The sequence below is a fragment of the Euzebyales bacterium genome (assembly GCA_035461305.1).
GTDB lineage: Bacteria > Actinomycetota > Nitriliruptoria > Euzebyales > JAHELV01 > JAHELV01.
In genome coordinates, this window is the sequence record DATHVN010000142.1 from 1 (window position 1) to 22,469 (window position 22,469).

Sequence of the window (22,469 nt, forward strand, 5' to 3'; positions counted from 1 at the left end):
ACCTTCCCCCTGGAGCGCGGGGCGACCGTCACGTTCTGGCTCACCTCCGTGCGGGACCGCACCCAGTTCGGCGTGCTCGAGCTCAGCCCGGACGGGTTCGTCGAGAGCTTCCTCGAGAAGCCGTCGCCCGACGAGACGTCATCGCACCTGGTCAACGCCGGCATCGTGATGCTCGATCCCGAGGTCGTCCGCCGCATCCCGCCGGACACGTTCTTCTCGTTCGAGCGCTCGCTGGTGCCGACGATGGTGCGCGAGCGTGAGCCGATCTACGGGCAGTTCCGTGGCGGCTACTGGCTCGACACAGGCCGGCCGCACCTGTACCTCGAGGCGAACCGGCACGTCCTCGAGCGCCGCCTGAGCTGGTCGCCAACGGGGCGTGAGATCGAGGAGAGCCTGTGGGTCGAGCCGGAGGTCGTCTGTGACAACGTCGACGTCATCCGCCCGGCGGTCATTGGACGCGGCGCCGTGATCGAGCCCGGCGCGCAGCTGTTCGGGCGCACCGTGATCGGCCGCGGTGCGGTGGTGCGCAGCGGTGCGCGCCTGGAGGACTGCGTGCTGTTCCACGGCGCGGAGGTCGGGGCCGACGCCGAGGTCTACAGCTCAATACTGTGCGCCGACGCCTGCGTGGGTCCAGGGACGCGCCTGGACGATTCGATCCTGGGCGCGGGCGCGACGCTGGGACGGCGCAACGTGCTGCGCTCGACGCGGATCTGGCCGAACGTCACGCTCGGCCACGACGCGATCGTCGTCGACGACTAGCTCGTGGTCCGGCGGCGCCGGTCGCGTGCGGGTGCCGTGGTGCCACGCTCACGACTGGGCATGCTCGGCCGCCTTCCGCGCGGGTTACTGGTTGATCATAGAAGATCGCCCTCCGTAAGTCCGCGGCGGACGTCCGACACCCGTCGGAAGGTCGGGTCCACGGCCGTGCAATTACGCAACAGATCTATAGAGTAATTGGTGTGTCATCGACCACTGAGAACGCACCGCTGATCGATCTGCTGGGTGAGACCCGCGCGCAGATCGTGTCGCTGCTGCACGAACGCAGCGCAACGGTAGCGGAGCTCGCCGAGGCGGCAGCGCGCACACAGGTGGCGGTCCGCCGTCACCTGCGCGAGCTCGTCGCCGACGGGCTGGTCGAGGGCCATGCCGTCCGGTCGCCCGGGCCCGGGCGCCCTGCCGTCGCGTACCACTTGACGGCCCGAGGCGAGCGCCTGTTCCCCGACCGGTCGTCGGACCTTGCGGACGACGTCCTGACGTTCCTGCACGACGAGCGCGGCAAGACCGAGATGATCGCGTTCCTGCGCTGGCGCCAGAAGCGCCAGCAGGCCCAGTACGCCGGAGAGCTCGAGGACATCGACGACCTCGGTGACCGCGTGCGGCGCCTCGCCGAGCTGCTCAGCGAGGACGGGTTCCTGGCCGAGGCCGACGTCGACGGCGACGGCATGGCGCTCACCCAGAAGCACTGTGCGATCAAGGACGCGGCGGCGGCGCACCCGCAGCTGTGCGCGTTCGAGGCCGCGCTGTTCCGGCAGCTGCTCGGCGCGCAGGTCCAGCGTCGGCAGACCATCGCGGGCGGGTCCACCGCCTGCGTGTGCGAGGTCCGACCACCACTGCCGTCCACCCCCGCAGACACACATCACCCGAGGAGCACCTGATGGCGACGAAGGCTGAAGATCTTCAGCTGGGCACCTACAAGTACGGCTGGCACGACCAGGGCAAGCCGGTCTTCGAACCGAAGCGCGGCCTGTCCGAGGACGTCGTACGCGAAATCTCGGCGCTCAAGGACGAGCCCAAGTGGATGCTCGACATGCGCCTCAAGGCGTTCCGCCACTTCGAGCGTCGGCCCATGCCGACGTGGGGTGGCGAGCTCGACGGCATCGACTTCGACAACATCTTCTACTTCGTGCGGTCCACCGAGAAGCAGGCCAATACCTGGGAGGACCTGCCGGCGGACATCAAGAACACCTACGACAAGCTGGGCATCCCCGAGGCCGAGAAGCAGCGCCTGATCGCCGGTGTGGCCGCGCAGTACGAGTCGGAGGTCGTCTACCACAAGGTCCGCGAGGACCTCGAGGCCCAGGGCGTGATCTTCCTCGACACCGACACAGGGCTGCGTGAGCACGAGGACATCTTCCGCGAGCACTTCGGTACGATCATCCCACCAAACGACAACAAGTTCGCTGCGCTCAACACCGCGGTCTGGTCGGGTGGGTCGTTCATCGTCGTGCCCGAGGGCGTCAAGGTCGACGTCCCGCTGCAGGCGTACTTCCGCATCAACCAGCAGAACATGGGCCAGTTCGAGCGGACGTTGATCATCGCCGAGCCGGGAAGCTACGTGCACTACGTCGAGGGCTGCACCGCGCCCATCTACTCGTCGGACTCGCTGCACTCCGCGGTCGTCGAGCTGGTCGCCAAGCCGGGTGCGCGGCTGCGCTACACGACCATCCAGAACTGGTCGAACAACGTCTACAACCTGGTGACGAAGCGGGCCGCCGCCTACGAGGACGCCACGGTCGAGTGGATCGACGGCAACATCGGGTCCAAGCTGACCATGAAGTACCCGAGTGTGTTCCTCATGGGGCGCGGCGCGCACGGCGAGGTGCTCTCGGTCGCGTTCGCCGGTGACGGCCAGCACCAGGACGCCGGCGCGAAGATGCACCACCACGCGCCCGACACGACGTCGACGATCCTGAGCAAGTCGGTGTCGCAGGGGCAGGGACGCACCAGCTACCGCGGGCAGGTCGAGATCGCCGAGGGCGCGCACCGCGTGAAGAACTCGACGATCTGCGACGCGCTGCTGCTCGACGAGACCTCGCGCAGCGACACCTACCCCTACATGAACATCCGCGAGGAGGACGCGACCATCGCCCACGAGGCGAGCGTGTCCAAGGTCGGCGAGGAGCAGCTGTTCTACCTGATGTCGCGCGGCATCGACGAAGCCGAGGCCAACGCGATGATCGTGCGCGGCTTCATCGAGCCCATCGCCAAGGAGCTGCCCATGGAGTACTCGGTCGAGCTCAACCGGCTGATCTCGCTGAACATGGTGGGCGCGGTCGGTTGATGTGACGTCGCGGTGCGCTGCCCTTCCTCCGGATCGCTCACCCGCCCACCCTCCAAGGTCCTCCGGAAGCGCAGCGCACCGCTCTGATTGCCCCCGTCCGCCGGGGCCCGCCACTCAGCGAGAGCAGCCGGTCGAGTCGTCTCGGAAGAGGTTGAGAGAGTTGAGGAAATGAAGGTTACGGAACTGACGGAGCAGGACGTCGTCGGGCTGGCGCAGGAGCGCGGCGAGCCCGCGTGGCTGCGCGACCGCAGGCAGGAGGCGTTCAAGGCGTTCAGTGACCTGGCGTGGCCGACGCGTCGCGATGAGGAGTGGCGCTACACCGACCCGGGCCGCTTCGACGTCAGTCGTCAGGTCGTCGACGGCGCCGGCGACCCCGCGGACGTGCGTCGCGGCATCGTCCCCGCGCTGGGCGACGAGGTCGCCGGCAGCGCGCGGCTCGTCGACGCCACCGTTGCCGACGTCCAGCTCGGCGACGCCGCCGCCGAGGCGGGGGTGGTGCTCGCCGATCTTGCATCCGCCGCGACCAGCCACGAGTCCGTCGTGCGGGAGCTCCTGGGCACCGTCGTGGGCACGGCGACCAAGCACGACGCGCTCAACCTCGCCGCGCACGAACCGGGGCTGCTCGTGTACGTGCCGCCGGAGGCCGTGCTCGACCAGCCGCTCGCCGTGACCGTCCAGGTCACGAGGCCCGGAACCCTCCTGCCGCGCATCCTTGTCGTGGTCGACCGCTTCGCGCGGGCCGACGTCTACATCGACCACGTCGGCGATGCCGAGACCACGGTCGTGGAGGTCGTCGAGGTGGTGCTCGGCGACAGCGCGAGTGCCGCCGTCGTCAGCACGCAGGACTGGGGTGACGGCATCGACCACGTCGGCTCCCACCGCGTCACGGTCGGCCGCGACGCCGAGCTGCGACACCTCGAGGCCACCCTCGGCGGGCGCACCGTGTACCTGCGGCCGGACTGCGGGTTGGACCATCCCGGCGGCCAGGCTGAGCTGTACGGGGTGTACTTCGGCTCCCGCGACCAGCAGATCGAGCACCGCTCGCTGATCTGCCACAACGCGTCGAAGACCACGAGCCAGTCGGTCTACAAGGGTGCCCTGCAGGGACGGGCGCACGCGACGTGGTTCGGCAACATCCGGATCGAGCCGCACGCCAAGGCGACGTCGTCGGACGAGACCAACCGCAACCTGATCCTGACCGACGGCGCGCACGCTGATTCGATCCCGTTCCTGGAGATCCAGTGCAGCGACGTCGTCCAGTGCGGTCACCACTCGTCGGTGGGGCAGGTCGACGAGCTGCAGCTGTTCTACCTGACGTCGCGCGGGATCCCGCGTGACGAGGCGGTGCGCATGCTGGTCTTCGGCTTCTTCGCCGAGGTCACCGACCGCATCGACCTGCCCGGCGTGACCGACTCGCTGCTCGCCGAGATCGAGGAGGAGATCCGCAGCGGCGAGCTGCTGACGACCTCCGATCCGCGCCGGACGCGACGGGCGCGCGACGGACAGGGTGACCGCGCATGACCTGGCAGAAGGTCGCGGACATCACAGACCTGGAGGTCGGCTCCCCCGCGGTCGCCGAGCTCGAGGAGCCGGTCTGCGTCGTGCGCGTGGACGACGACACCGTGTACGCGGTGCACGACGTGTGCAGCCACCAGTACTACGAGCTCCACGAGGGATGGGTCGAGGACTGCACGATCGAGTGCGCGCTCCACGGGTCGATGTTCGACCTGCGCACCGGACACCCGGACAGCCTCCCGGCCGTGCGACCCATCCCGACGTATGCGACCAAGATCGCCGACGGCGCGGTCTGGGTCGACGTGGAACAGCAGACCAACGACGCGCCCGTGCCCCGGCACTGACGTACAACCGACGAGCGACAAGGACGCAACGGATCATGACCTCAGGTAGCGACAGCGGTGGGTCACGTGGCATGACCTCAGGTAGCGACAGCGGTAGGTCACGTGACATGGCAGAGCTTCAGATCGAGGGCCTGACGGTCGAGGTGGAGGGCTCCGAGATCCTCCACGGCGTGGACCTGACGGTGCGCAAGGGCGAGATCCACGCGCTGATGGGCCCCAACGGCTCCGGCAAGAGCACGTTGGCGTACGCGATCGCGGGCCATCCGGCCTACGGACTCACCTCCGGCAGCGTCCGCATAGACGGCACCGACATCGTCGAGCTGACGCCCGACGAGCGGGCCCAGCTAGGCTTGTTCCTGGCGATGCAGTACCCGACCGAGATCCCCGGGGTCAGCCTGACCAACTTCGTGCGCACCTCGCTTAACGCCCTCGGTGACGCCGACGTCCCCGTCCGCCAGTTCATGACCGACCTGCGGGCGCAGTTCGAGTTGCTCGACATGGACCCTGCGTTCATGCAGCGCAACGTCAACGAGGGGTTCTCCGGCGGCGAGAAGAAGCGCTTCGAGATCCTGCAGATGGCGATGCTCAGACCCCGGTACGCGATCCTCGACGAGACCGACTCCGGGTTGGACATCGACGCGCTCAAGGTCGTCAGCGAGGGCGTCAACCGCTTGCGCGGACCCGAGCTCGGTGTGCTGCTGATCACCCACTACACGCGGATTCTCCGCTATATCACGCCGCATCGCGTCCATGTGATGTTCGGCGGACGTATCGTCGAGTCCGGAGGGCCGGAGCTCGCCGAGGAGCTCGAAGCGCAGGGCTACGAGCGGCTCCGCGTCCCCAGCTGACGACCGGAGCGATCATCGGGCCGACCGACATGTTCGACGTCACCACGATCCGCAAGGACTTCCCCGTCCTGGAACGCCAGGTCCACGGGAGGCCGCTGGTGTACCTGGACTCCGCGGCAACGTCACAGACCCCGCAGGTCGTGGTCGATGCCATGGATGCCTACTACGGCCGCTACTGCGCCAACGTGCACCGCGGCGTGCACGCGCTGGCGGAGGAGGCGACCGCCGCCTACGAGCATGCCCGCGGACAGGTCGCACGCTTCACCGGCGGGGATCCTCGAGGCGTCGTGTTCACCAAGAACGCCACCGAGGCGTTCAACCTGGTCGCGCACTCGTGGGCGGGGGTCCACCTCGGTCCCGGCGACATCCTGTTGTCCACGCAGATGGAGCACCACGCCAACCTGGTGCCCTGGCAGCTCGTGCAGGAGCAGGCCGGCTACGAGCTCGCGTTCGTCCCGGTCACCGGTGACGGCGTGCTGGACCTCGACGCGTTCGACGAGATCGTCGCCAGCGGTCGTGTCAAGCTGTTTGCCGTGACCGCGATGTCCAACGTCGTCGGCACGATCAACCCGGTCGCCGAGCTCGCCTCGCGGGTGCGCGCGGCCAACGACGCCGCCGTCGTGGTCGTCGACGGTGCGCAGAGCGTGCCGCACATGCCCACCGACGTCGGCACCCTGGACGCCGACTTCCTGTGCGCGTCCGGGCACAAGATGCTCGGACCGACCGGCGTGGGCATGTTGATCGCGCGGCCGGACCTGCTCGAGCGGATGCCTCCGTTCCTCGGGGGAGGGGAGATGATCGCGGACGTCACCCTCGAGCGGTCGACGTTCAACGAGATCCCCTACAAGTTCGAGGCGGGGACGCCGGTGATCGCCGAAGCCATCGGGCTCGGCGCCGCCATCGACTACCTCGAGGACCTGGGCATGGCCGACGTCCGCGCGCATGAGCAGGCGCTGACGGCGGCCTGCATCGCCGCGCTCACCGGGATCGACGGGGTGACGGTCCACGGCCCACACGACGCCGCGCGACGCGGTGCCGCGGTCAGCTTCGCGATCAAGGGGCTGCACCCCCACGACATCGGCACCATCATGGACCGTGAGGGCCTCGCTGTGCGTGCCGGGCACCACTGCGCCAAGCCGCTGGTGCGGTCGCTGGGTGCAGTGGCCACGACTCGCGCGTCGTTCTACGTCTACAGCACGCCGGACGACGTCGCCGCCCTGGTGCGTGGCGTCGAGGTCACTCGGGACTTCTTCGGGGTGTGACGATGACCGAGGACCTGTATCACGACATCATCCTTGACCACTACCGCACGCCCCGGAACCGTGCGCCCGAGCTCGCCGGCGCACATGTGCACGTCCACCACAACAACCCGTTGTGCGGTGACGAGCTCGACCTGCGGTTGCGGGTCGCGAACGATGACACGCCCAGCATCGACGCGGTGGCCTACGACGGCGAGGGCTGCTCGATCTCGATGGCGAGCGCCTCGGCCATGACCGAGGCGGTGGCCGGCCGCGACCTCGCCGACGCCGAGGACCTGGCGCAGAACTTCCGCGCGATGATGCACGGCGAACCCGTGAAGCGGGAGGACGAGCTGCTTGACGGCATCGCATTCTCCGGCGTCGCGAAGTTCCCGGTGCGCGTCAAGTGCGCGCTGCTGGGCTGGATGGCGTTGCGCGACGCCATCGCGACGTACGAGCAGGGTGAGGACAGCAGCCGCGTGACCCACGAGGAGCCCACGCTGTGAGGCACACATCGCGTGCCTCAAGCAACGAAGTGGTAGGCACACATCGCGTGCCTCGAGCAGCGAAGTGGTAGGCACACATCATGACCGACACGACCAGTGACGCGACGACCGCCGATCCGATGCAGGGGTGGCCGCACGAGGACGACGAGGCCACGCCGACGGGCAACGGCGCCATCTCGGGCGTAGAGCTCGACGAGCACGGACAGCCCACCGAGGCCGCCATGCGCCGGGCGTTGACGGCGGTGCTCGACCCGGAGATCGGCATCAACATCGTCGACCTCGGGCTCGTCTACAGTGTCGAGGCCGTCGACGGCCTCGCGCACGTGACAATGACGTTGACGACGATGGGGTGCCCGCTGACCGAGCTGCTGCACCAGCAGTGCACGCTCGTGCTGACCCGGTTGCCCAACATCCACGACGCGGAGGTCGAGTTCACCTTCAGCCCGCCGTGGTCGACCGACATGATGTCGGACGAGGCCAAGGAGGAGCTGAGGGCGATGGGCTTCAACGTCTAGCACACAGGAAACGTGAGTCGCGCGACTCAGGAGCGAAGCGGTAGGTCACCGAACAGTGGTTCCCGAGGATCTGGACCGGCTCGACCGCGGCATCATCGCCGCACTGCAGGTGGACGGCCGGCGCGCCTACAGCCGGATCGCCGACGAGGTCGGAGTGTCCGAGAGCGTGATCCGTTACCGGGTCCGCCGCCTCGAGGACGCTGGCATCCTGCAGATCGTCGGCGTCGCCGACCCGCTGCGGATCGGCTACGACCTGATGGCGCTGGTCGGCGTCCAGGTCGTCCCTGGGCGTCTGGCCGAGGTCTCCGAGCGGCTGCGACACGTGCCCGAGGCGAGCTACGTGATCGCGACCGCCGGGCGCTTCGACCTGTTCGTCGAGGTCATGTGCCGTGACACGGCGCACTTCACCGAGGTGCTGACTGCCGGGATCCAGTCGACGGACGGTGTGACCGGGACCGAGACGTTCCTCGTCCTTGGCATCCACAAGATGACCTTCGGCTGGGGCGTCAACGCCGACCGGGGTGCGCCCGACCCGGCACCGGCCGCGGGCGGACCGGGGTGACCGCGCGCCTCGGGTCCCGATGTGGAATGCCCGGCGCCGCCGGCGCGTTGGAGGACAGAGCATGGAACCACTGATCGTACAGCCCGCGTCCCTGACGAACGAAGAGATCCGGCGCTACAGCCGGCACCTGATCATGCCCAACGTCGGGGCGGAGGGCCAAGGTCGGCTCAAGGCCGCCAAGGTGCTGCTCGTCGGCACGGGGGGTCTGGGTTCGCCGCTGGCCATGTACCTCGCCGCGGCGGGCGTCGGCACGCTCGGCCTGGTCGACTTCGACGTCGTCGACGAGTCGAACCTGCACCGCCAGGTGATCCACGGGACGTCCGACGTCGGCAAGCGCAAGGTCGAGTCGGCGCGAGAGAGCATCGCCGAGATCAACCCGTTCGTCGAGGTCATCGTCCACGAGACGGCGTTGCGCAGTGACAACGCGCTCGAGATCATCGAGCCCTATGACCTGGTCATCGACGGCACCGACAACTTCCCGACGCGGTACCTGGTCAACGACGCGTGCGTCCTGCGCGGCAAGCTCAACGTCTACGGGTCGATCTTCAGGTTCGACGGCCAGCTGGCCGTGTTCGGCGCGCCCGACGGACCCTGTTACCGCTGCATGTTCCCCCAGCCACCGCCGCCGGGGATGGTGCCGAGCTGCGCCGAGGGCGGCGTGTTCGGTGTGATCTGCGCGACGATCGGGGCGGGGCAGGCCACCGAGGGCATCAAGCTGCTCACCGGCATCGGCGAGCCGTTGATCGGGCGGATGCAGCTGTACGACGCGCTCGAGCAGCGGTGGCAGACCGTGAAGGTCAAGAAGGACCCCAACTGCCCGGTGTGCGGTGACAACCCGACGGTGACCGAGCTCATCGACTACGAGCAGTTCTGTGGCGTGCCGGCCAACGATCACCAGGAGTCCGGCTCCGACCAGGCGGCGCTCCCCGAGATGACCCCGGTCGAGTTCGCGAAGGTCCGCGACGGGGTCACGCTGATCGATGTCCGCGAGCCCCACGAGTACGAGATCTCGCGGATCGAGGGCTCGACCCTGATCCCGTTGGGTGAGTTGATGACCAGGGTCAACGAGCTGGACTCGGCCGACGAGATCGTGCTGCAGTGCCGGACCGGCGGCCGCTCCGCGCAGGCGCAGCAGCTGCTGTGGGACGTGGGGTTCCGCAAGACCCACAACCTGGCGGGCGGGATCAACCGCTACGCCGAGGAGGTCGACCCCTCGATCCCGACCTACTGACTCGGATGGGACGGGCGCGCGGCTCGCCCCGCACGGTCACCGGCTCCTCCGCCCATGCCGATCCTCGCCAACGGCGGTGGCACCCAACCTTGGCCACCCTCGCGGGTTGCAGCGGCGTTCGGCGTCCATCGTGCTCTCGACACCACCGGTGCCATGCTGGGGCCGCTCGTCGCGTTCGGCGTAGGAGTCGACGCGTACACCGATGCCGGCGTGGTGGCCTACCTGTTTTCGGAGGAGACGCCGAAGCATGTGACGTGCAGAAGGACGGCGTGACCCATCCACCTCCGATCGACGGCAATGACCTGTGGTCGCGGTCCCCAGACAATGACGGCGGATTCCTCCGTGACCGCGCCGCCGCCTACTACAAGCGGGGCGCGATCCCGGTCGGTGGCTGACGACCAGGATGCCGCAGTCAACGATGCTGGCGGCCGCCGGCGTAGCTGCCGACCGCGTCCCGGTACGTGCCGGTTCGGAGGCGCTGCACGTCGTCGGTGGTGGATTCACGCTCGACCACACGGAGATCAACGGCCGACCCGACGTGTGTCCGCGTGCTGTCGGGTGGTTCGAAGCCAAGCAGATCCATGACTCGTCGCGGCGTCCCAGGATCAAAGGGTGGGCCCCATGGGATGTCGACGATGTGTACCGCGATGTTCGCAGCGACCTCGGTCACGGTTGTGAAATGGGCATGTGCAGGCGCCGACATCCGCCAACCGAGTGTGCGAGGCACCCCCGCGAGCACCATCGCCGCCGACAGAGCGTCCACGCGATGCACGGCCAGCGCATGCGAGCCTGGCAGCGGTCGCGGGATCACGACGGCCCGCAGCGGCAGGCGTGCCAGGGTGCTCACCGGTGGGCGCACCGCATAGCGCCCGTCGACCGTTCGCCGAACCGCACCGCCCGACTGCGCGAGCTCCATGGCGAGCGGGCGGGCCCGGTCGCGCAGTCGGATCTCCCGGCCACCGCGGTGGCATATGCCATCGCGGTCGAGGCGGAGGACGTCATCGGTGATCAGCCGGGCACCCACCGCGCACAGCCACGCCGTGAGCGTCGACTTGCCCACCCCCGAGGGGCCGACGACCGCGACCGCTCCGCCGTCCACATCGACCGCGCCGGCATGCAGCACCGTATGCCCGGACAACGTCAACAGAAAGGACACCACGTTGCCGGTGAGCATGATCGGCATATAGCCCGGGGCGACACGCGGATCGGGCGTGCAGGCGATGCGCGAGAGGTCGCCCGTCACGTCGAAGTCGGCATGCCCGGGCACGCGGAACCGGACGTGGTCGCCTGTGCGTGCGGCCGCGTACTGACGGTGGCCGTTCACGTGGTGATCGAGGATCAGGTCGCCCGGTGGAGGCTCTGCGCCAACCGGCTGATACTCGAGCAGCTCGATCCGCACGTCGGCCCGACCGTCAGAAGCCGTCCCACCGTCGGTGCCGTCGCGGGTGGTGTCGGCGATGTGTGTCGCGATCGCGGGATCCGCAGGCTGTGAGGCCACGTCCGGCAGCACGACCTCCGACGCCAGCCGCAGGCCGTGGAGCACGTAGGGCGTCGCCACGCCGATCACCCGTCGCGGGTCAGCTGGAGCGCTGTCACGCCGGATCCCTCAGCAGTCCACGCACCCGCAGTTCCGCGAGGAAGGCGGCGACGTCGTCGGCCGCCTCCTCACGTGACACGTCGTACGTGTCCAGCAGGACCTCGACGAGCTCACATGGCTGTCGCGGTTCGGCCAACAGATGCCACAGCAATGAGCCACTGTGGTTCAGGCGCAGGTATCGCAAACGCCACATGTCGAGCACGAGCACCTGGTCGCTGAGCTGTCGCCACAGCACGCGGTCGCGTTGAAGCGCGACGGTTCGACGTTGGAGAACAGGCTGGCTCATCGGCCACCCTCCGGGCGTTTCGTCGGGGTGGAGCTGACAGGGGCGGGGATGCAGTCAGTCTGCGTTCTAGCTGTGTGTGATGACATCGAGGAACCCGTCGCAGCGATCCCCGAGCCTTGCCATGATCGGATAATCTGCGGCGGAGCCTGGGCCGACCCCAAGCGCCTGGACGAGCTCGGCCACTGTCCCGAGCTCCTCAACCATTGGCCGGTCGTACGTTTGCATACAGTCTCCTCTCCCGCCTCGCTCGATCCAAGCAGCCAGCCTCCAGATCCGGCCGTAGGCCACGAAGCCCGCACGAGTCGTGGAGAGCGCGAGTTGTGTCGCGCGGACACAGGCCGCCCGCTCGCTCGATGGTCTGGGTCATGTGCGGAACGACCGGTGCTGATGCCAGCGCCACGCCGAGGTGACGATGTCGTGTATATCGATGATCGACTGCGTCGCGACGTCCGGCGGCCACCTCGAGCACCCGCGGGATGACGTGCGCCACGACCGCGTGATCCTCTCCCGGGTCCCCGATGCCCCCGGCGGCGTTGAAGCATCTGAAGCTCGCGTACCGCAGCCCGCGGAGCGCGTGCAGCCACCTGAGCGCATGCTCGATCATCAGCTTGCTGTGACCGTAGACGTTGGTCGGCCGCGTCCGATGTAGCCGGCACCGCCGGGTCACGAGCAGTCGCATAGATGGTCTCCACCTGCCTTTGCGGGTCCGCCTCTTGGCGGTCCGTCGTCAACGTACGGCGTGGGGCAACCACCGCCCTCCTCACGATTGGGGATACACCGAAATCCGGCGATCGCGGCCACGGGGCGTACGCCCGAGCCAGCCCGCATTACCGTCCGGTAACACCTGGCATACTGGACCGGGCAGGGTCGGCTGGAACGAGGGATTGTAGCAATGACCGCGCTCCTGATCGTCGGTGCGGTCGGCGTGGGCCTGCTCCTGCTGTCCCTGATCTTCGGTGACTTCTTCGACGGGGTGTTCGACGGCCTCGACATTGAAGGTGGCGGACTGCTGTCGACCGAGGTCATCGGTGCGTTCATGGGGGCCTTTGGGTTCGGCGGCGCGCTGCTCCAATCGACCGAGCAGGTCTCCCTGCCCGTCGCCATCGCAGGCGGCCTCGCCGCCGGCATCGTCGGTGGCGGCATCGCCCTGTTCGTCGTGCGCACCTTCGTGCGCATGCACACGGACGCCACGCCACGCAGCGCGGACCTCAGCGGCAGGATCGGCCGGGTCATCACGCGCATCCCCGCCGACGGCCTCGGCGAGATCAGCGTGTCCCACCACGGCCAGCTCGTGAAGCTCAGCGCCCGTTCACAGGAACCGATCGCATCCGGCACAGATGTGGTGATCATCGACGTCCTGTCGCCGACATCCGTCCTGGTAGCCGAGGCCGACATCTGATCACGTCGGTATCGGCACCGACGAGCGTCGCAGTGCCGGGTCGAGGAGACACGCAGATCGGCTCCGCCGGACAGACGACAACCGAGACGACAAAGGACCGCAGCTGTGGAACCGTTCATCACCGGCCTCATCGGGTTCATCGGGCTCATCGCCCTGGTGGTCCTCGTGGCGGTGTCGCGCTTCAAGGTGTCCGGACCCGACGAGGCCTTCATCATCACCGGACGCAAGGGCAGGGGGTCGGTGCGCAACCCTGAGACCGGAGAGATCTCGACCGACCTGTCCGGACAGAAGGTCGTGATGGGCGCAAGCACATTCGTCCTGCCCGTCGTCCAGAAGCTGCACGTCCTGAACCTGTCGTCGCGGCGCATCCCCGTCGCGATCCGGGGTGCCGTGTCGGCACAGGGCATCAAGTGCGACCTCGAGGGCGTGGCAATCGTCAAGGTCGGCGGCAACGAGGACGCGATCCGGGCCGCGGCGCAGCGGTTCCTCGATCAGCAGGAGGGCATCGAGCTGTTCACCCAGGAGGTGCTCGCCGGATCGCTGCGCGCCATCGTCGGTCGCCTCACCGTCGAGGAGATCATCAAGGACAGGGCCGCGTTCGCGTCCGCCGTGGCCGAGGAGGCCGAGACCTCGCTGACCAACCAGGGGCTCGCGCTCGACACGTTCCAGCTGCAGGACATCCAGGCCGAGGGCAACTACCTCGCCGACCTGGGGCGGCCGGAGGCCGCACGCGTCGAGAAGGAGGCTGCGATCGCCGAGGCTCGTGCCCGGCAGGCCTCCGAGCAGGAGCGGCTGCTCGCTGAGGAGGAGATCGCGGTTGCCGAGCGCCAGCTGGCGCTCCGCAAGGCCGAGATCGCCGCCGAGACCGACGCCGCGCGGGCGAAGGCGGCCGCCGCCGGCCCGCTCGAGCAGGCGACCCGCGATCAGGACGTGCTCACCGAGCAGGAGAAGGTGGCCGTGCGGCGTGCCGAGCTGCGTGACCGAGAGCTCGACACGGACATCCGCAAGCCAGCCGATGCCGACCGCTACCGCGTCGAGCAGGAGGCGCAGGGTCGCCGGTCTGCGGCGATCGCCGAGGCGGAGGCTGAACGTTCCCGGCGTGAGGCACTCGCCGCGGCGGTGGAGCGTGAGGGCGCTGCCGAGGCCGCGGCGATCCTGGCTCGTGGGCAGGCAGAGGCGGAGGCGCGGGAACGCAACGCCCAGGCGTTCCGGCTCTACAACGAGGCTGCCGTCGTCGAGCTGGTCGCCCAGGTGCTGCCCGAGATCGTGCGCGCGGCGGCGGAGCCGGTCAGCAACGTCGACAACCTGACGGTCATCTCGACCGACGGTGCGTCGGAGGTCATGCGCAACGTCGCCAGCAACCTCGAGCAGGGACTGCAGATCGGGACGGACCTGACGGGCGTCGACCTGAAGGCGATCCTGCGCAGGATCGGCCGGGACGCCGGTGAGGACGATTCCGCCGAGCTGCCCGGCAACTGAGCGCTGTCCTCTGGGAACCCTCTGTCGCAGTCGACGGGGTGGGGCTCCCCGGAGTCAGGCGGGCGGGCTCCGGCGGGGCTGCAGTTCCAGTTCGGTGATCCTGTAGCCGTCCATCGTGCTGATCCGGAAGACGCCGACGTCGGTGGTGAGGCGGTCGCCGGCGTTCGGCAGGTGACCGAGCTGGGCCAGCACGTAGCCGGCGACCGTCTCCCACGGGCCGTCCGGCAGGACGACGCCGGCCGCGTCCGCCAGCTCGTCGGGTCGCAGGGTGCCCGGCAGCACCAGCACGCCGCCCGGACGTGTGGCGATGCCGCGGGCCGACTGGTCCGACTCATCCTCGAAGTTGCCGATCAGCTCCTCGAGCAGGTCCTCCATCGTCACCAGGCCGCTGACGCCGCCGTACTCGTCGAGCACGATCGCGACGTGCTGGCTGCGGGCACGCATGTCGACGAGCAGCTTGCGCACGGGCCGCGACTCCGGCACGACCAGCGTGGGCCGCGCCAGCCCGCCGGCGGTGACCGTCGCCCGGGCGTCGACGTCGACCGCGAGCAGGTCCTTGACGTGCAGGACGCCCCGCAGGCGGTCGAGCTCGCCGTCGTACACCGGAAGCCGTGACCGCCCCGTCTGGCTTGCGACACGTTCGAGCTCGTCGATGCCGGTGACAGCGTCGACCGCCACGATGTCCGCGCGCGGCACCATCGCCGACTCGGCGTCCAGCGCGTCGAGGTCGATGGCTCGTGACAGCAGCTCCTGCTGGTCGGGTTCGAGCAGGCCGTGGGCGACCGACTCCTCGAGCAGCAGCCCCAGGTCCTCGGGCGAGTGGGCGAGAGCCAGCTCGTTCTGCGGTTCCTGACCCAGCAGCCGGACGACCCCATTGGCCATAGCGTTCAGGGCGAAGATGACGGGACGCAGCGCCACGGTGAACAGGCGGAACGGCCAGGCGACCAGCAGCGCGGACTGCTCGGGGTGTGAGATCGCCCACGACTTGGGTGCGAGCTCTCCGAGCACCGTGTGGGCGAGGGTCACCACCGCCAGTCCGATGCCGAGGCCGAGCACGCCCGCCAGGTGGTCGGACATCCCCGTGCGATGCAACAGGCCCTCCAGCCCGTGGGCGATCGTCGGCTCGGCGACCGCGCCGAGTGCCAGCGACGCCAGTGTGATCCCCAGCTGCGCGCCGGCCATCGTCAATGACAGCTCACGGAGGCTGGCAAGGGCCGCGCCGGCCGCCCGGTTGCCACCGTCGGCCAGCGCGGTGATGCGCGAGCGTCGCGAGGCGAGGAGCGCGAACTCGGCCGCCACGAAGAAGCCGTTGACGACGAGCAGCAGGACGATCGCCGCGGTGTCGACGAGTGCGCCGGTCACGACGGACGTTTCCCGGCGGCGCCCTCGTGATCCGTCCGGTCGATGATTCGAACGCTGTGCACGGCGAACCCGCGCAGTGCCTCGACCCGGAGCTCGGCGAACCGGGTCTCGACGCGGTCCCCGACCCGTGGCACCCGGCCCAGCTCGGCCATGACGAGTCCACTGAGCGTGTCGTAGTCGCCGGACGGCAGGGGGATCCCCGTCTCGCGCTCGCATTCGTCGGGCCGCCATGACCCCGGCACGACGTAGCTGCCGTCGCGCTGCGCCCTGGGTCTGGGGAGGGCTCGGTCGTACTCGTCGCGGATGTCCCCAACCAGCTCCTCGACCACGTCCTCGAGCGTGGCGATGCCTGTGACGCCGCCGTGCTCGTCGACCACCAGCGCGAGCTGGCTGTGCGCTGCCCGCAGATCGCGCAGCAGCGGGGACAGCAGCGCCGACTCCGGCACCGCCAGGGGAGGGGTGCCCAGTGAGAGCGCCGGTGTCGTGGTCCGCTCCTCCGGCGGGACCGACAGGACGTCCTTGGCCACGACCACGCAACGGACGTCATCGAGGTCGTCGCCGATCACTGGGAACCGGCTGAGCCCGGATCCGGAGGCCAGCGCCGCCAGGTCCGCGCAGGTCGCCTCGACGGGCGCCGTCACGACGTCGGGGCGGGGCACGCTGACGTCGCTGACCTTGAGCCCGCGGAAGCCGAGCACCCGCTGCAGCAGTCCGGTCTGATCGGCGGTGAGGCTGCCCACGCGCCCCGACTCATCGATGATGACCTCGAGCTCATCGGCGGTGACCGCCTGGTCCAGCTCGTTGGCCGGCTGGATGCCGACGCGGCGCAGGAGCCGGTTGGACAGCTCGTCGAAGACGCGGATGAGCGGCGCCGCGAGCCGCAGCACCAGCGCGGTGGGGCGCGCCAGGCGCAGGGCGACGGCCTCCGGCTTGGCGATGGCAAGGTTCTTCGGTGTGAGCTCTCCGAAGACCATGGCGATGCCGGTGGCGAGCAGCAGTGCGCCGACGACGCCGACGCCGCGCGCGGTCGCGGAGCCGAGTCCGGCGCGCTCCAGGGCCGGCGTCAGCGCGCGCGCCAGCGTCGGCTCGGCGATGACGCCGAGCAGCAGTGCCGCGATCGTGATGCCCAGCTGCGCGCCGCTCAGCATGAACGACAGGCGGCGCTGGACCGCCAGCGCATGCGTCGCGCGACGGTCGCCGGCCTGTGCACGTTCTTCCAGCCGGTGGCGACCCGTGGCGACGAAGGCGAACTCGGCGGCGACGAACAGCGCGGTCGCCAGCACCAGCCCGACAAAGCCGATGCCGGCGGTGACGACGCTCATCGTGGTCGCGGTAAGGGGTTAGTCCCTCTGAGGGGTTCCGAAATCGTCCCAAAAGGTGGTGGCGCGGACCCGTTCGGGCGAGGACACTGTAGTAACGCGCGTTCGCAACCTCCGCTTGGCGCCAGCGGTGCCGCGGTATGCGAGAAGCGCCGGGCCCCGGATCCCCCCACCGGGGCCCGTTTCTCGTGCTGGCGTGGTGCATCGTGTGTGGCGGGCGTGCGGTGGGGTCCGTCGCACCGTGATGGACAGGAGAGCGGCGGCCCCGCGGATGCAGTCCGTCGGTCACGGTCCGCTAGCCCTTGCCGGCCTTCTTGGTGCCCCGCTCGACGATCCGTGGCTCGGGCAGGTAGCGCGTGAAGTACTCCTCGGTCGTGCTGTCGCCGTCGCGGTACGTGATCCGCCGCGTCACGACGACGTCGAACCCCTGGCTGCCGGATTGCAGCACCTGTTCGGCGCCCTCGGCCAGGTCGGGGTTCTTCTTCCTCTGGGTCGGCGGGTTCGTGTAGTTGTACGGCGACCCGGTGGTCGACTCGACATCGGCCCACTTCCGGCCCCAGATGGTCACGGTGATCGACGTGTCCGTGTAGGAGGTGTCGACGAGCAGCCCATACGGGGAGTTGTTCCGGATCTCGACGTCGACCGTCGGGTAGTTGATCGTCGACTCGCGTCCCATGGGGTATCGGCTGATGTAGTACGAGTGCGGCTTGTGGTCGAGGATCTCGTAGCCGCCGAAGTACGCGGCATTGAAGAACGTCGTCGCGAACTGGCTGACGCCGCCACCGACCTCGTCGACGTACTCGCCCTGCTGGATCGCCCCGCCCGCCACAAAGCCCTTCGCGGCGGTGCGTGGACCCACGTGGCCGTTGAGCGAGAACGTCTCGCCGGGCTCGATCAGCACGCCGTCCATGAGGTCGGCGAAGCGGTGGATGTTGGTGACCCGGCCCTGGCAGCATGCGTGCTCGGTCGTGAACGACGAGACCCTCTGCGCCACGCGGAGCTGTCGTGCCTCCTTCGTCGTCCGGTCCGGCTCGACGGTCCTGCCGGCGATCTCCGCGGAGCGCTTGGCCCGACCCTCGCCGCGCGCCAGCTCGTCGATCTGCTCCCGCAGCGCGGCCATGTCGACCTCGAACCCACGCCGGCCCCCGCGCACCTTCGGACCGTCGGAGGTCAGCACGACGGTCGCGTCGCGGGGATCGGTGTCGAACCGCGGGCGGACGTCAGCGTCGATCACCTTGCGCAGCCGCGCGGGCCTGACCTCGAGCGTCAGGCGCAACCCGTCCCCGTCGTCGCGGCGGCGCACCCGGTACAGGTCACCGATCGTCGCCGGCTCGAGCGTCAGGACCTCGTCGCCGCGTTCGAGGCGCACGGGTGCGCTCACGAGCCGGCGTGCGGTCGCCACCAGCGCATCGACGTCGTCGGTCGTCGTGCGGGGCCGCACCGGCTCGGCGGTCACGTCGAGGGTGTCGTTGCCGGGACTGGTGAACGCGTCCCGTGCCCCGTCCTCCAGCGACGACGGCGTTGGCCGGCCGCCCGGTTCGGGGTCGCGGCGGCGCACCGCGGCACCGGCGAAGACGACGCTGCCCTCGCGGGGTGGCACCGTCATCGCGGTCGCGACCGCCTGTGCCCAGTGACGTACGGCCGCGTCGTCGACGTGGTCGAGGGGTTCCACGGCGATGGCGCCGACGGTGGCACGGGCGTGGTCACCGATGGCGGCCAGCGGGTTCACCTGGCGGCCGCGCTCCCACACCGCATCGACCGTTGCGGTGCGGTCGATGGCATAGCCGACGGCGCCGTTCGTCGCGCTGCGGCGGCGCCCGTCGACCTCGACGGAGATGAGCTCGGTGACGCGGGCGTCGGCCAGATCGTCGACGGCCGCCGTCAGCTCGTCGCGTGTCATGCCGCCGACGTCGGTGCCCGCGAGGGTCACGTTCGGTAGCACGTCGGACCGCATCGCGCGCAGCACGAAGGCACTGACAACCAGCAGGACCACCAGGCCGCCGGAGATCAGCAACGTCGGTCGCAGCGGCGGGGGGAACGCGGAAGTCTGCTCAGACTCGGGAGGTGAGGCGACGGTCTGCATCGACGACATTCAGCCTAGCGTACGGCGACAAACCGCCCATTCTCGCGTAGGGACGGTGACGATCGCGGGCCACTGTCTGAACGTCCATCCTCCGCACGACCTGTCCGTTCTGCCAAGTCAGTTCTCGGATCGGCGCTTGCCGCACGGTTAAGGTCGACGCGTTGCATGACTGGTTTCCCTCCGGGTGACTGACGACCACCGCGGCGTCCCGAGCGGGCGCCGTTCGTGACGTACGGAGCGTAATGCGAGCAGGCAGGATCCGGGTGCCGCTGACCCTCGTGATCGTGGCAACCCTGTGCGTCGTTGGCACGGCGAGCGCAGCGCCGCTTGACAAGCTCGAGCAGGCGCAGGCGCGGCTCGAGCGTGTCCGCGAACAGCTCGAGAAGGTCTCGGCCGTCTGCGAACGCGACGAGGAGCGCGTCGACAAGGTCAACGTGCGGGTCGAGGAGACGCTGGTGGCCATCGGCGAGGCCGAGGTCGCGGTCGACGCCCAGCGGCGTGTCGTCGACGAGGCGCGCCAGCGCATGGACGAGCTCGAGGCGCAGGCGGACTCTGTCCACGAGCTGTCCAGCAGCCGCGTCGTGGAGCTCTACAAGCGGGGGGTGCTCGACCCGACCCTGCACAGCCTGCTGATGTCGTCGTCGACCGAGCAGGCGCTGAGCCGGGCGCAGGTCCTCAACGTCGTCAAGCAGACTGACCGCGCCGCGCTCGAGAAGCTGCTGTCGTCGAGGACCGCCGCTGACGGGCAGCGCAAGGTCTACGAGGAACAGCAGCGCGTGTACGAGGACGCGCTCAGCGACCGCGAGACGCTGCTTGGCGAGCTCAAGGACGTGCGCAGGACCTACGAGCGCAAGATCGCGGCCTGCAACGAAAAGGTCGTCAAGCTCAAGCAGCAGGAGCGCATCGCCGCTGAAGACGAGCAGGAGCTCGCATCCGCGCTGGCGGCTCAGGGCGTGATCAACGTGCCCGCCAGCGTGTCGGCCGGTGGCTGGACGTGGCCGGTCTCAGGCACCGTGACGAGCGGCTTCGGCTACCGATGGGGCCGCCTGCACGCCGGAATCGACATCGGTGCGCCCTCCGGCACCCCGATCCACGCGGCCAGGGGCGGTGTCGTCAGTTACGCAGGCGTGATGGGCGGCTACGGCAACATCATCGTCATCGACCACGGCGGTGGGATGACGACGCGGTACGCCCACCAGAGCCAGCTCGGCGCCAGCGTCGGGCAGACCGTCAAGGTGGGCGACCCCATCGGATACGTCGGCAGCACGGGCTACTCGACAGGGCCGCACCTGCACTTCGAGGTCCGCATCAACGACAACCCTCAGAACCCCCTGGGCTATCTGCCCTGAGCCGGTGGCCGGTCCCGCCGGCCACCCGTGCTCGCTCTCCTCACAGCGCCACCCCGCACGTCAGGCCGGGTGGCGCTCGTTCGTCTCCGGCTGGACGGTGACCCGCCGTGTGGGAGAGTGCTCAGCCCGACGAGCCGAGGACGAGCGTCACAACGTCGACACCGGCGTCCTCCTCGACGGTCACCTCGTCGGGCAGCGCGCTGGCGACGGTCCGTGCCTCCGCCTCCTGCCCCGGTCCGTACCGCACCGTCGTGGTGGTCGTCGCCGCGGCGTTGCCGATGGCGATGATGGTGAAGCCGAGCGACTCGAGCTCGGCGGCCGTGCGGCCCGCCAGCCCCACGACACCCGAACCGTTGAGCACGCGGACCTCGATGTCCTCGGGTGCCACCGTGCGATCCGACCGGACCTCGTCGAAGATCGCGCCGCTGCGGAACCGCTCGAAGATCTCATCGGCTTCCGGCTGGATCACCTGCAGGACCGCTGCGCCATCGACCGTCGCGGGCGTCGACGGCACCGTCTCGGCCACGATGCGTCCGTTCGCGACGCCGCGGCCACCGATGGCGAGGCGCAGGAGGTCGATGCTCGACAGACTGTCGTCGGCTCGCAGTGCGCTGCCCGCCGCGCCAGCGGTGCGGTAGAAGCGGATCGGGTTGAGCGTCGTCGACGGCTGCGCGATCTTCTCTGCCAACGCCTTGAGGAACTGCTGCTGGCGCTTGATGCGCTCGAGGTCGTTGTCGATCTTGCGGACACGCACGTACCCGAGGGCGTCGATGCCCTCGAGCACCTGGCAGCCGGCCGGCAGGTCGATCCCGGCGTCACGGTCGCTGATCGGCTGGTCGAGGCACAGCTCGACGCCACCGACAGTGTCGACCACGTTGCGGAAGCCACGGAAGTCGATCTCGAGGGTGTGGCGGATCGGCAGGCCCGACAACGACGACACGGTCTCGACGAGGCAGCTCTGCCCGCCGATCCCAGTCGCGCCGTTGATGCGCCCGCTCGAGCCGTCGCACCGCGTGACGAACAGGTCGCGGGGGAGGGCCAGCATCGCGGCGCGTGAGCCCCTGACGCTGAGCACGAAGATCGTGTCGGTCCTGGTGCCGCCGGCGTCGCCACCCACGTTCAGTTGACGCCGTTGGTCGCGGGTGAGGTTGGCACGGCTGTCCGACCCGGTCACCAGCACGTGGTAGACGTTTCCGTGGCTGAGACCCTCGACCGGTTCCCGCGTGATCCGGCTGGATGCGTACAGCAGCGCACCGAGCCCGTACAGAACCAGCGCGAGGACGACGATGAGGGCGTACAGCGCGACGCGCCCGGACCGACCGCGCCGTGGCCGCCGGTGGCGCTGCGCGGGCCGTGCCGGCGACCGCCGGTTGCTCGGTGGTCGGCGAGGCGTCGCGCGCTTCTGCGCCGGTCGGCGGCCGGTGCGCGTCGAGCCGCGCCCGTGCATGACCGGCCCGTAGTCGGAATCGGAAATCGCTGGCGCCCTTCTCCGGCAACGACCCGTGCCTGGTGTGAACTTCCCGCGTGCTGGTGCACACTAGCCTAGCGGGCGACAGGTCGGTCGATGTCCTGACCGATCGCCGGTGCCGTGCACGCTGCGCCAACCGAAAGGTCGACGCTGTGACCGAATCGATCGCGGACGGACTGAGCGTCGTCGGCCTCGTGGTGGGGTTCCCACTGCTGCTGCTCGGCTTCATGGTCAGCCTCGAGAAGCTCGAGACGTGGGGGCTGCGCGACACCGAACCCGCGGACGACCCGGGGCGTGACAGGGTTCA

The 22,469-nt window shown here is 69.3% G+C and carries 21 protein-coding genes; 15 read left to right on the forward strand and 6 right to left on the reverse strand.

What is annotated here, in order from left to right:
• The 12 genes from VK923_13455 to VK923_13510 form a co-directional block, all read left to right on the forward strand.
• Window positions 1-759, forward strand: a 759-nt coding sequence (locus VK923_13455; protein ID HSJ45680.1) for an NDP-sugar synthase, incomplete at its 5' end; no start/stop codon positions are given.
• Window positions 760-959: 200 nt separating this feature from the next.
• Window positions 960-1,655 (forward strand): ArsR family transcriptional regulator, encoded by a 696-nt coding sequence (locus VK923_13460; GenBank protein HSJ45681.1) that lies wholly within the window; start codon window positions 960-962, stop codon window positions 1,653-1,655.
• Window positions 1,655-3,061 carry a Fe-S cluster assembly protein SufB gene (sufB, locus tag VK923_13465; protein ID HSJ45682.1) on the forward strand — a complete coding sequence of 469 codons (1,407 nt, stop codon included), beginning with the start codon at window positions 1,655-1,657 and terminating at the stop codon, window positions 3,059-3,061. The genes VK923_13460 and sufB overlap by 1 nt, the downstream gene beginning before the upstream one ends.
• 168 nt (window positions 3,062-3,229) lie before the next feature.
• Entirely contained in the window at window positions 3,230-4,582 is a 1,353-nt protein-coding gene (gene sufD, locus VK923_13470) for a Fe-S cluster assembly protein SufD (GenBank protein ID HSJ45683.1), read from the forward strand.
• Window positions 4,579-4,920, forward strand: a complete 342-nt coding sequence (locus tag VK923_13475) for a non-heme iron oxygenase ferredoxin subunit (protein HSJ45684.1) — start codon at window positions 4,579-4,581, stop codon at window positions 4,918-4,920. The genes sufD and VK923_13475 overlap by 4 nt, the downstream gene beginning before the upstream one ends.
• 107 nt (window positions 4,921-5,027) lie before the next feature.
• Window positions 5,028-5,768 (forward strand): Fe-S cluster assembly ATPase SufC, encoded by a 741-nt coding sequence (gene sufC, locus VK923_13480; GenBank protein HSJ45685.1) that lies wholly within the window; start codon window positions 5,028-5,030, stop codon window positions 5,766-5,768.
• Window positions 5,769-5,797: 29 nt separating this feature from the next.
• Window positions 5,798-7,030: a SufS family cysteine desulfurase gene (locus tag VK923_13485; protein HSJ45686.1), complete on the forward strand. Its 1,233-nt coding sequence runs from the start codon at window positions 5,798-5,800 to the stop codon at window positions 7,028-7,030.
• A 2-nt stretch (window positions 7,031-7,032) separates the two neighbouring features.
• On the forward strand, window positions 7,033-7,512 hold the full coding sequence (locus VK923_13490) for an SUF system NifU family Fe-S cluster assembly protein (GenBank protein ID HSJ45687.1): 480 nt from the start codon (window positions 7,033-7,035) through the stop codon (window positions 7,510-7,512).
• Between the two features lie 80 nt (window positions 7,513-7,592).
• Window positions 7,593-8,027, forward strand: coding sequence for a metal-sulfur cluster assembly factor (locus tag VK923_13495; GenBank protein HSJ45688.1), 435 nt, complete (start codon window positions 7,593-7,595; stop codon window positions 8,025-8,027).
• Window positions 8,028-8,082: 55 nt separating this feature from the next.
• Window positions 8,083-8,589 (forward strand): Lrp/AsnC family transcriptional regulator, encoded by a 507-nt coding sequence (locus VK923_13500; GenBank protein HSJ45689.1) that lies wholly within the window; start codon window positions 8,083-8,085, stop codon window positions 8,587-8,589.
• 61 nt (window positions 8,590-8,650) lie between these two features.
• Complete coding sequence (gene moeB / locus VK923_13505; GenBank protein HSJ45690.1) at window positions 8,651-9,820, forward strand: molybdopterin-synthase adenylyltransferase MoeB; 1,170 nt, start codon at window positions 8,651-8,653, stop codon at window positions 9,818-9,820.
• A 254-nt stretch (window positions 9,821-10,074) separates the two neighbouring features.
• Entirely contained in the window at window positions 10,075-10,215 is a 141-nt protein-coding gene (locus VK923_13510) for a hypothetical protein (protein ID HSJ45691.1), read from the forward strand.
• A 17-nt stretch (window positions 10,216-10,232) separates the two neighbouring features.
• On the opposite strand, the gene VK923_13515 is transcribed toward VK923_13510, so the two are convergent.
• Both VK923_13515 and VK923_13520 read right to left on the reverse strand, forming a co-directional pair.
• Window positions 10,233-11,378 carry a hypothetical protein gene (locus VK923_13515; protein HSJ45692.1) on the reverse strand — a complete coding sequence of 382 codons (1,146 nt, stop codon included), beginning with the start codon at window positions 11,376-11,378 and terminating at the stop codon, window positions 10,233-10,235.
• Between the two features lie 34 nt (window positions 11,379-11,412).
• Window positions 11,413-11,703, reverse strand: a complete 291-nt coding sequence (locus VK923_13520) for a PqqD family protein (GenBank protein ID HSJ45693.1) — start codon at window positions 11,701-11,703, stop codon at window positions 11,413-11,415.
• Window positions 11,704-12,595: 892 nt separating this feature from the next.
• Between VK923_13520 and VK923_13525 the strand changes: the two genes are divergently transcribed.
• Both VK923_13525 and VK923_13530 read left to right on the forward strand, forming a co-directional pair.
• The gene (locus tag VK923_13525) at window positions 12,596-13,102 is read left to right on the forward strand and encodes an NfeD family protein (protein HSJ45694.1); all 507 of its coding nucleotides are present in this window, start codon (window positions 12,596-12,598) and stop codon (window positions 13,100-13,102) included.
• 105 nt (window positions 13,103-13,207) lie between these two features.
• Window positions 13,208-14,581 (forward strand): SPFH domain-containing protein, encoded by a 1,374-nt coding sequence (locus VK923_13530; GenBank protein HSJ45695.1) that lies wholly within the window; start codon window positions 13,208-13,210, stop codon window positions 14,579-14,581.
• Window positions 14,582-14,635: 54 nt separating this feature from the next.
• On the opposite strand, the gene VK923_13535 is transcribed toward VK923_13530, so the two are convergent.
• The 3 genes from VK923_13535 to VK923_13545 form a co-directional block, all read right to left on the reverse strand.
• Window positions 14,636-15,943, reverse strand: coding sequence for a hemolysin family protein (locus VK923_13535; GenBank protein HSJ45696.1), 1,308 nt, complete (start codon window positions 15,941-15,943; stop codon window positions 14,636-14,638).
• Entirely contained in the window at window positions 15,940-17,265 is a 1,326-nt protein-coding gene (locus VK923_13540; GenBank protein ID HSJ45697.1) for a hemolysin family protein, read from the reverse strand. Before VK923_13540 ends, VK923_13535 begins: the two co-directional genes overlap by 4 nt.
• A 292-nt stretch (window positions 17,266-17,557) precedes the next feature.
• Entirely contained in the window at window positions 17,558-19,345 is a 1,788-nt protein-coding gene (locus VK923_13545; GenBank protein HSJ45698.1) for a VanW family protein, read from the reverse strand.
• 242 nt (window positions 19,346-19,587) lie between these two features.
• On the opposite strand from VK923_13545, the gene VK923_13550 reads away from it, so the two are divergent.
• Window positions 19,588-20,694, forward strand: a complete 1,107-nt coding sequence (locus VK923_13550) for a peptidoglycan DD-metalloendopeptidase family protein (GenBank protein ID HSJ45699.1) — start codon at window positions 19,588-19,590, stop codon at window positions 20,692-20,694.
• Window positions 20,695-20,815: 121 nt separating this feature from the next.
• Here the strand turns inward: VK923_13550 and VK923_13555 are convergent, their stop codons facing one another.
• The gene (locus tag VK923_13555) at window positions 20,816-22,141 is read right to left on the reverse strand and encodes an LCP family protein (GenBank protein ID HSJ45700.1); all 1,326 of its coding nucleotides are present in this window, start codon (window positions 22,139-22,141) and stop codon (window positions 20,816-20,818) included.
• Window positions 22,142-22,469 lie beyond the last annotated feature (328 nt).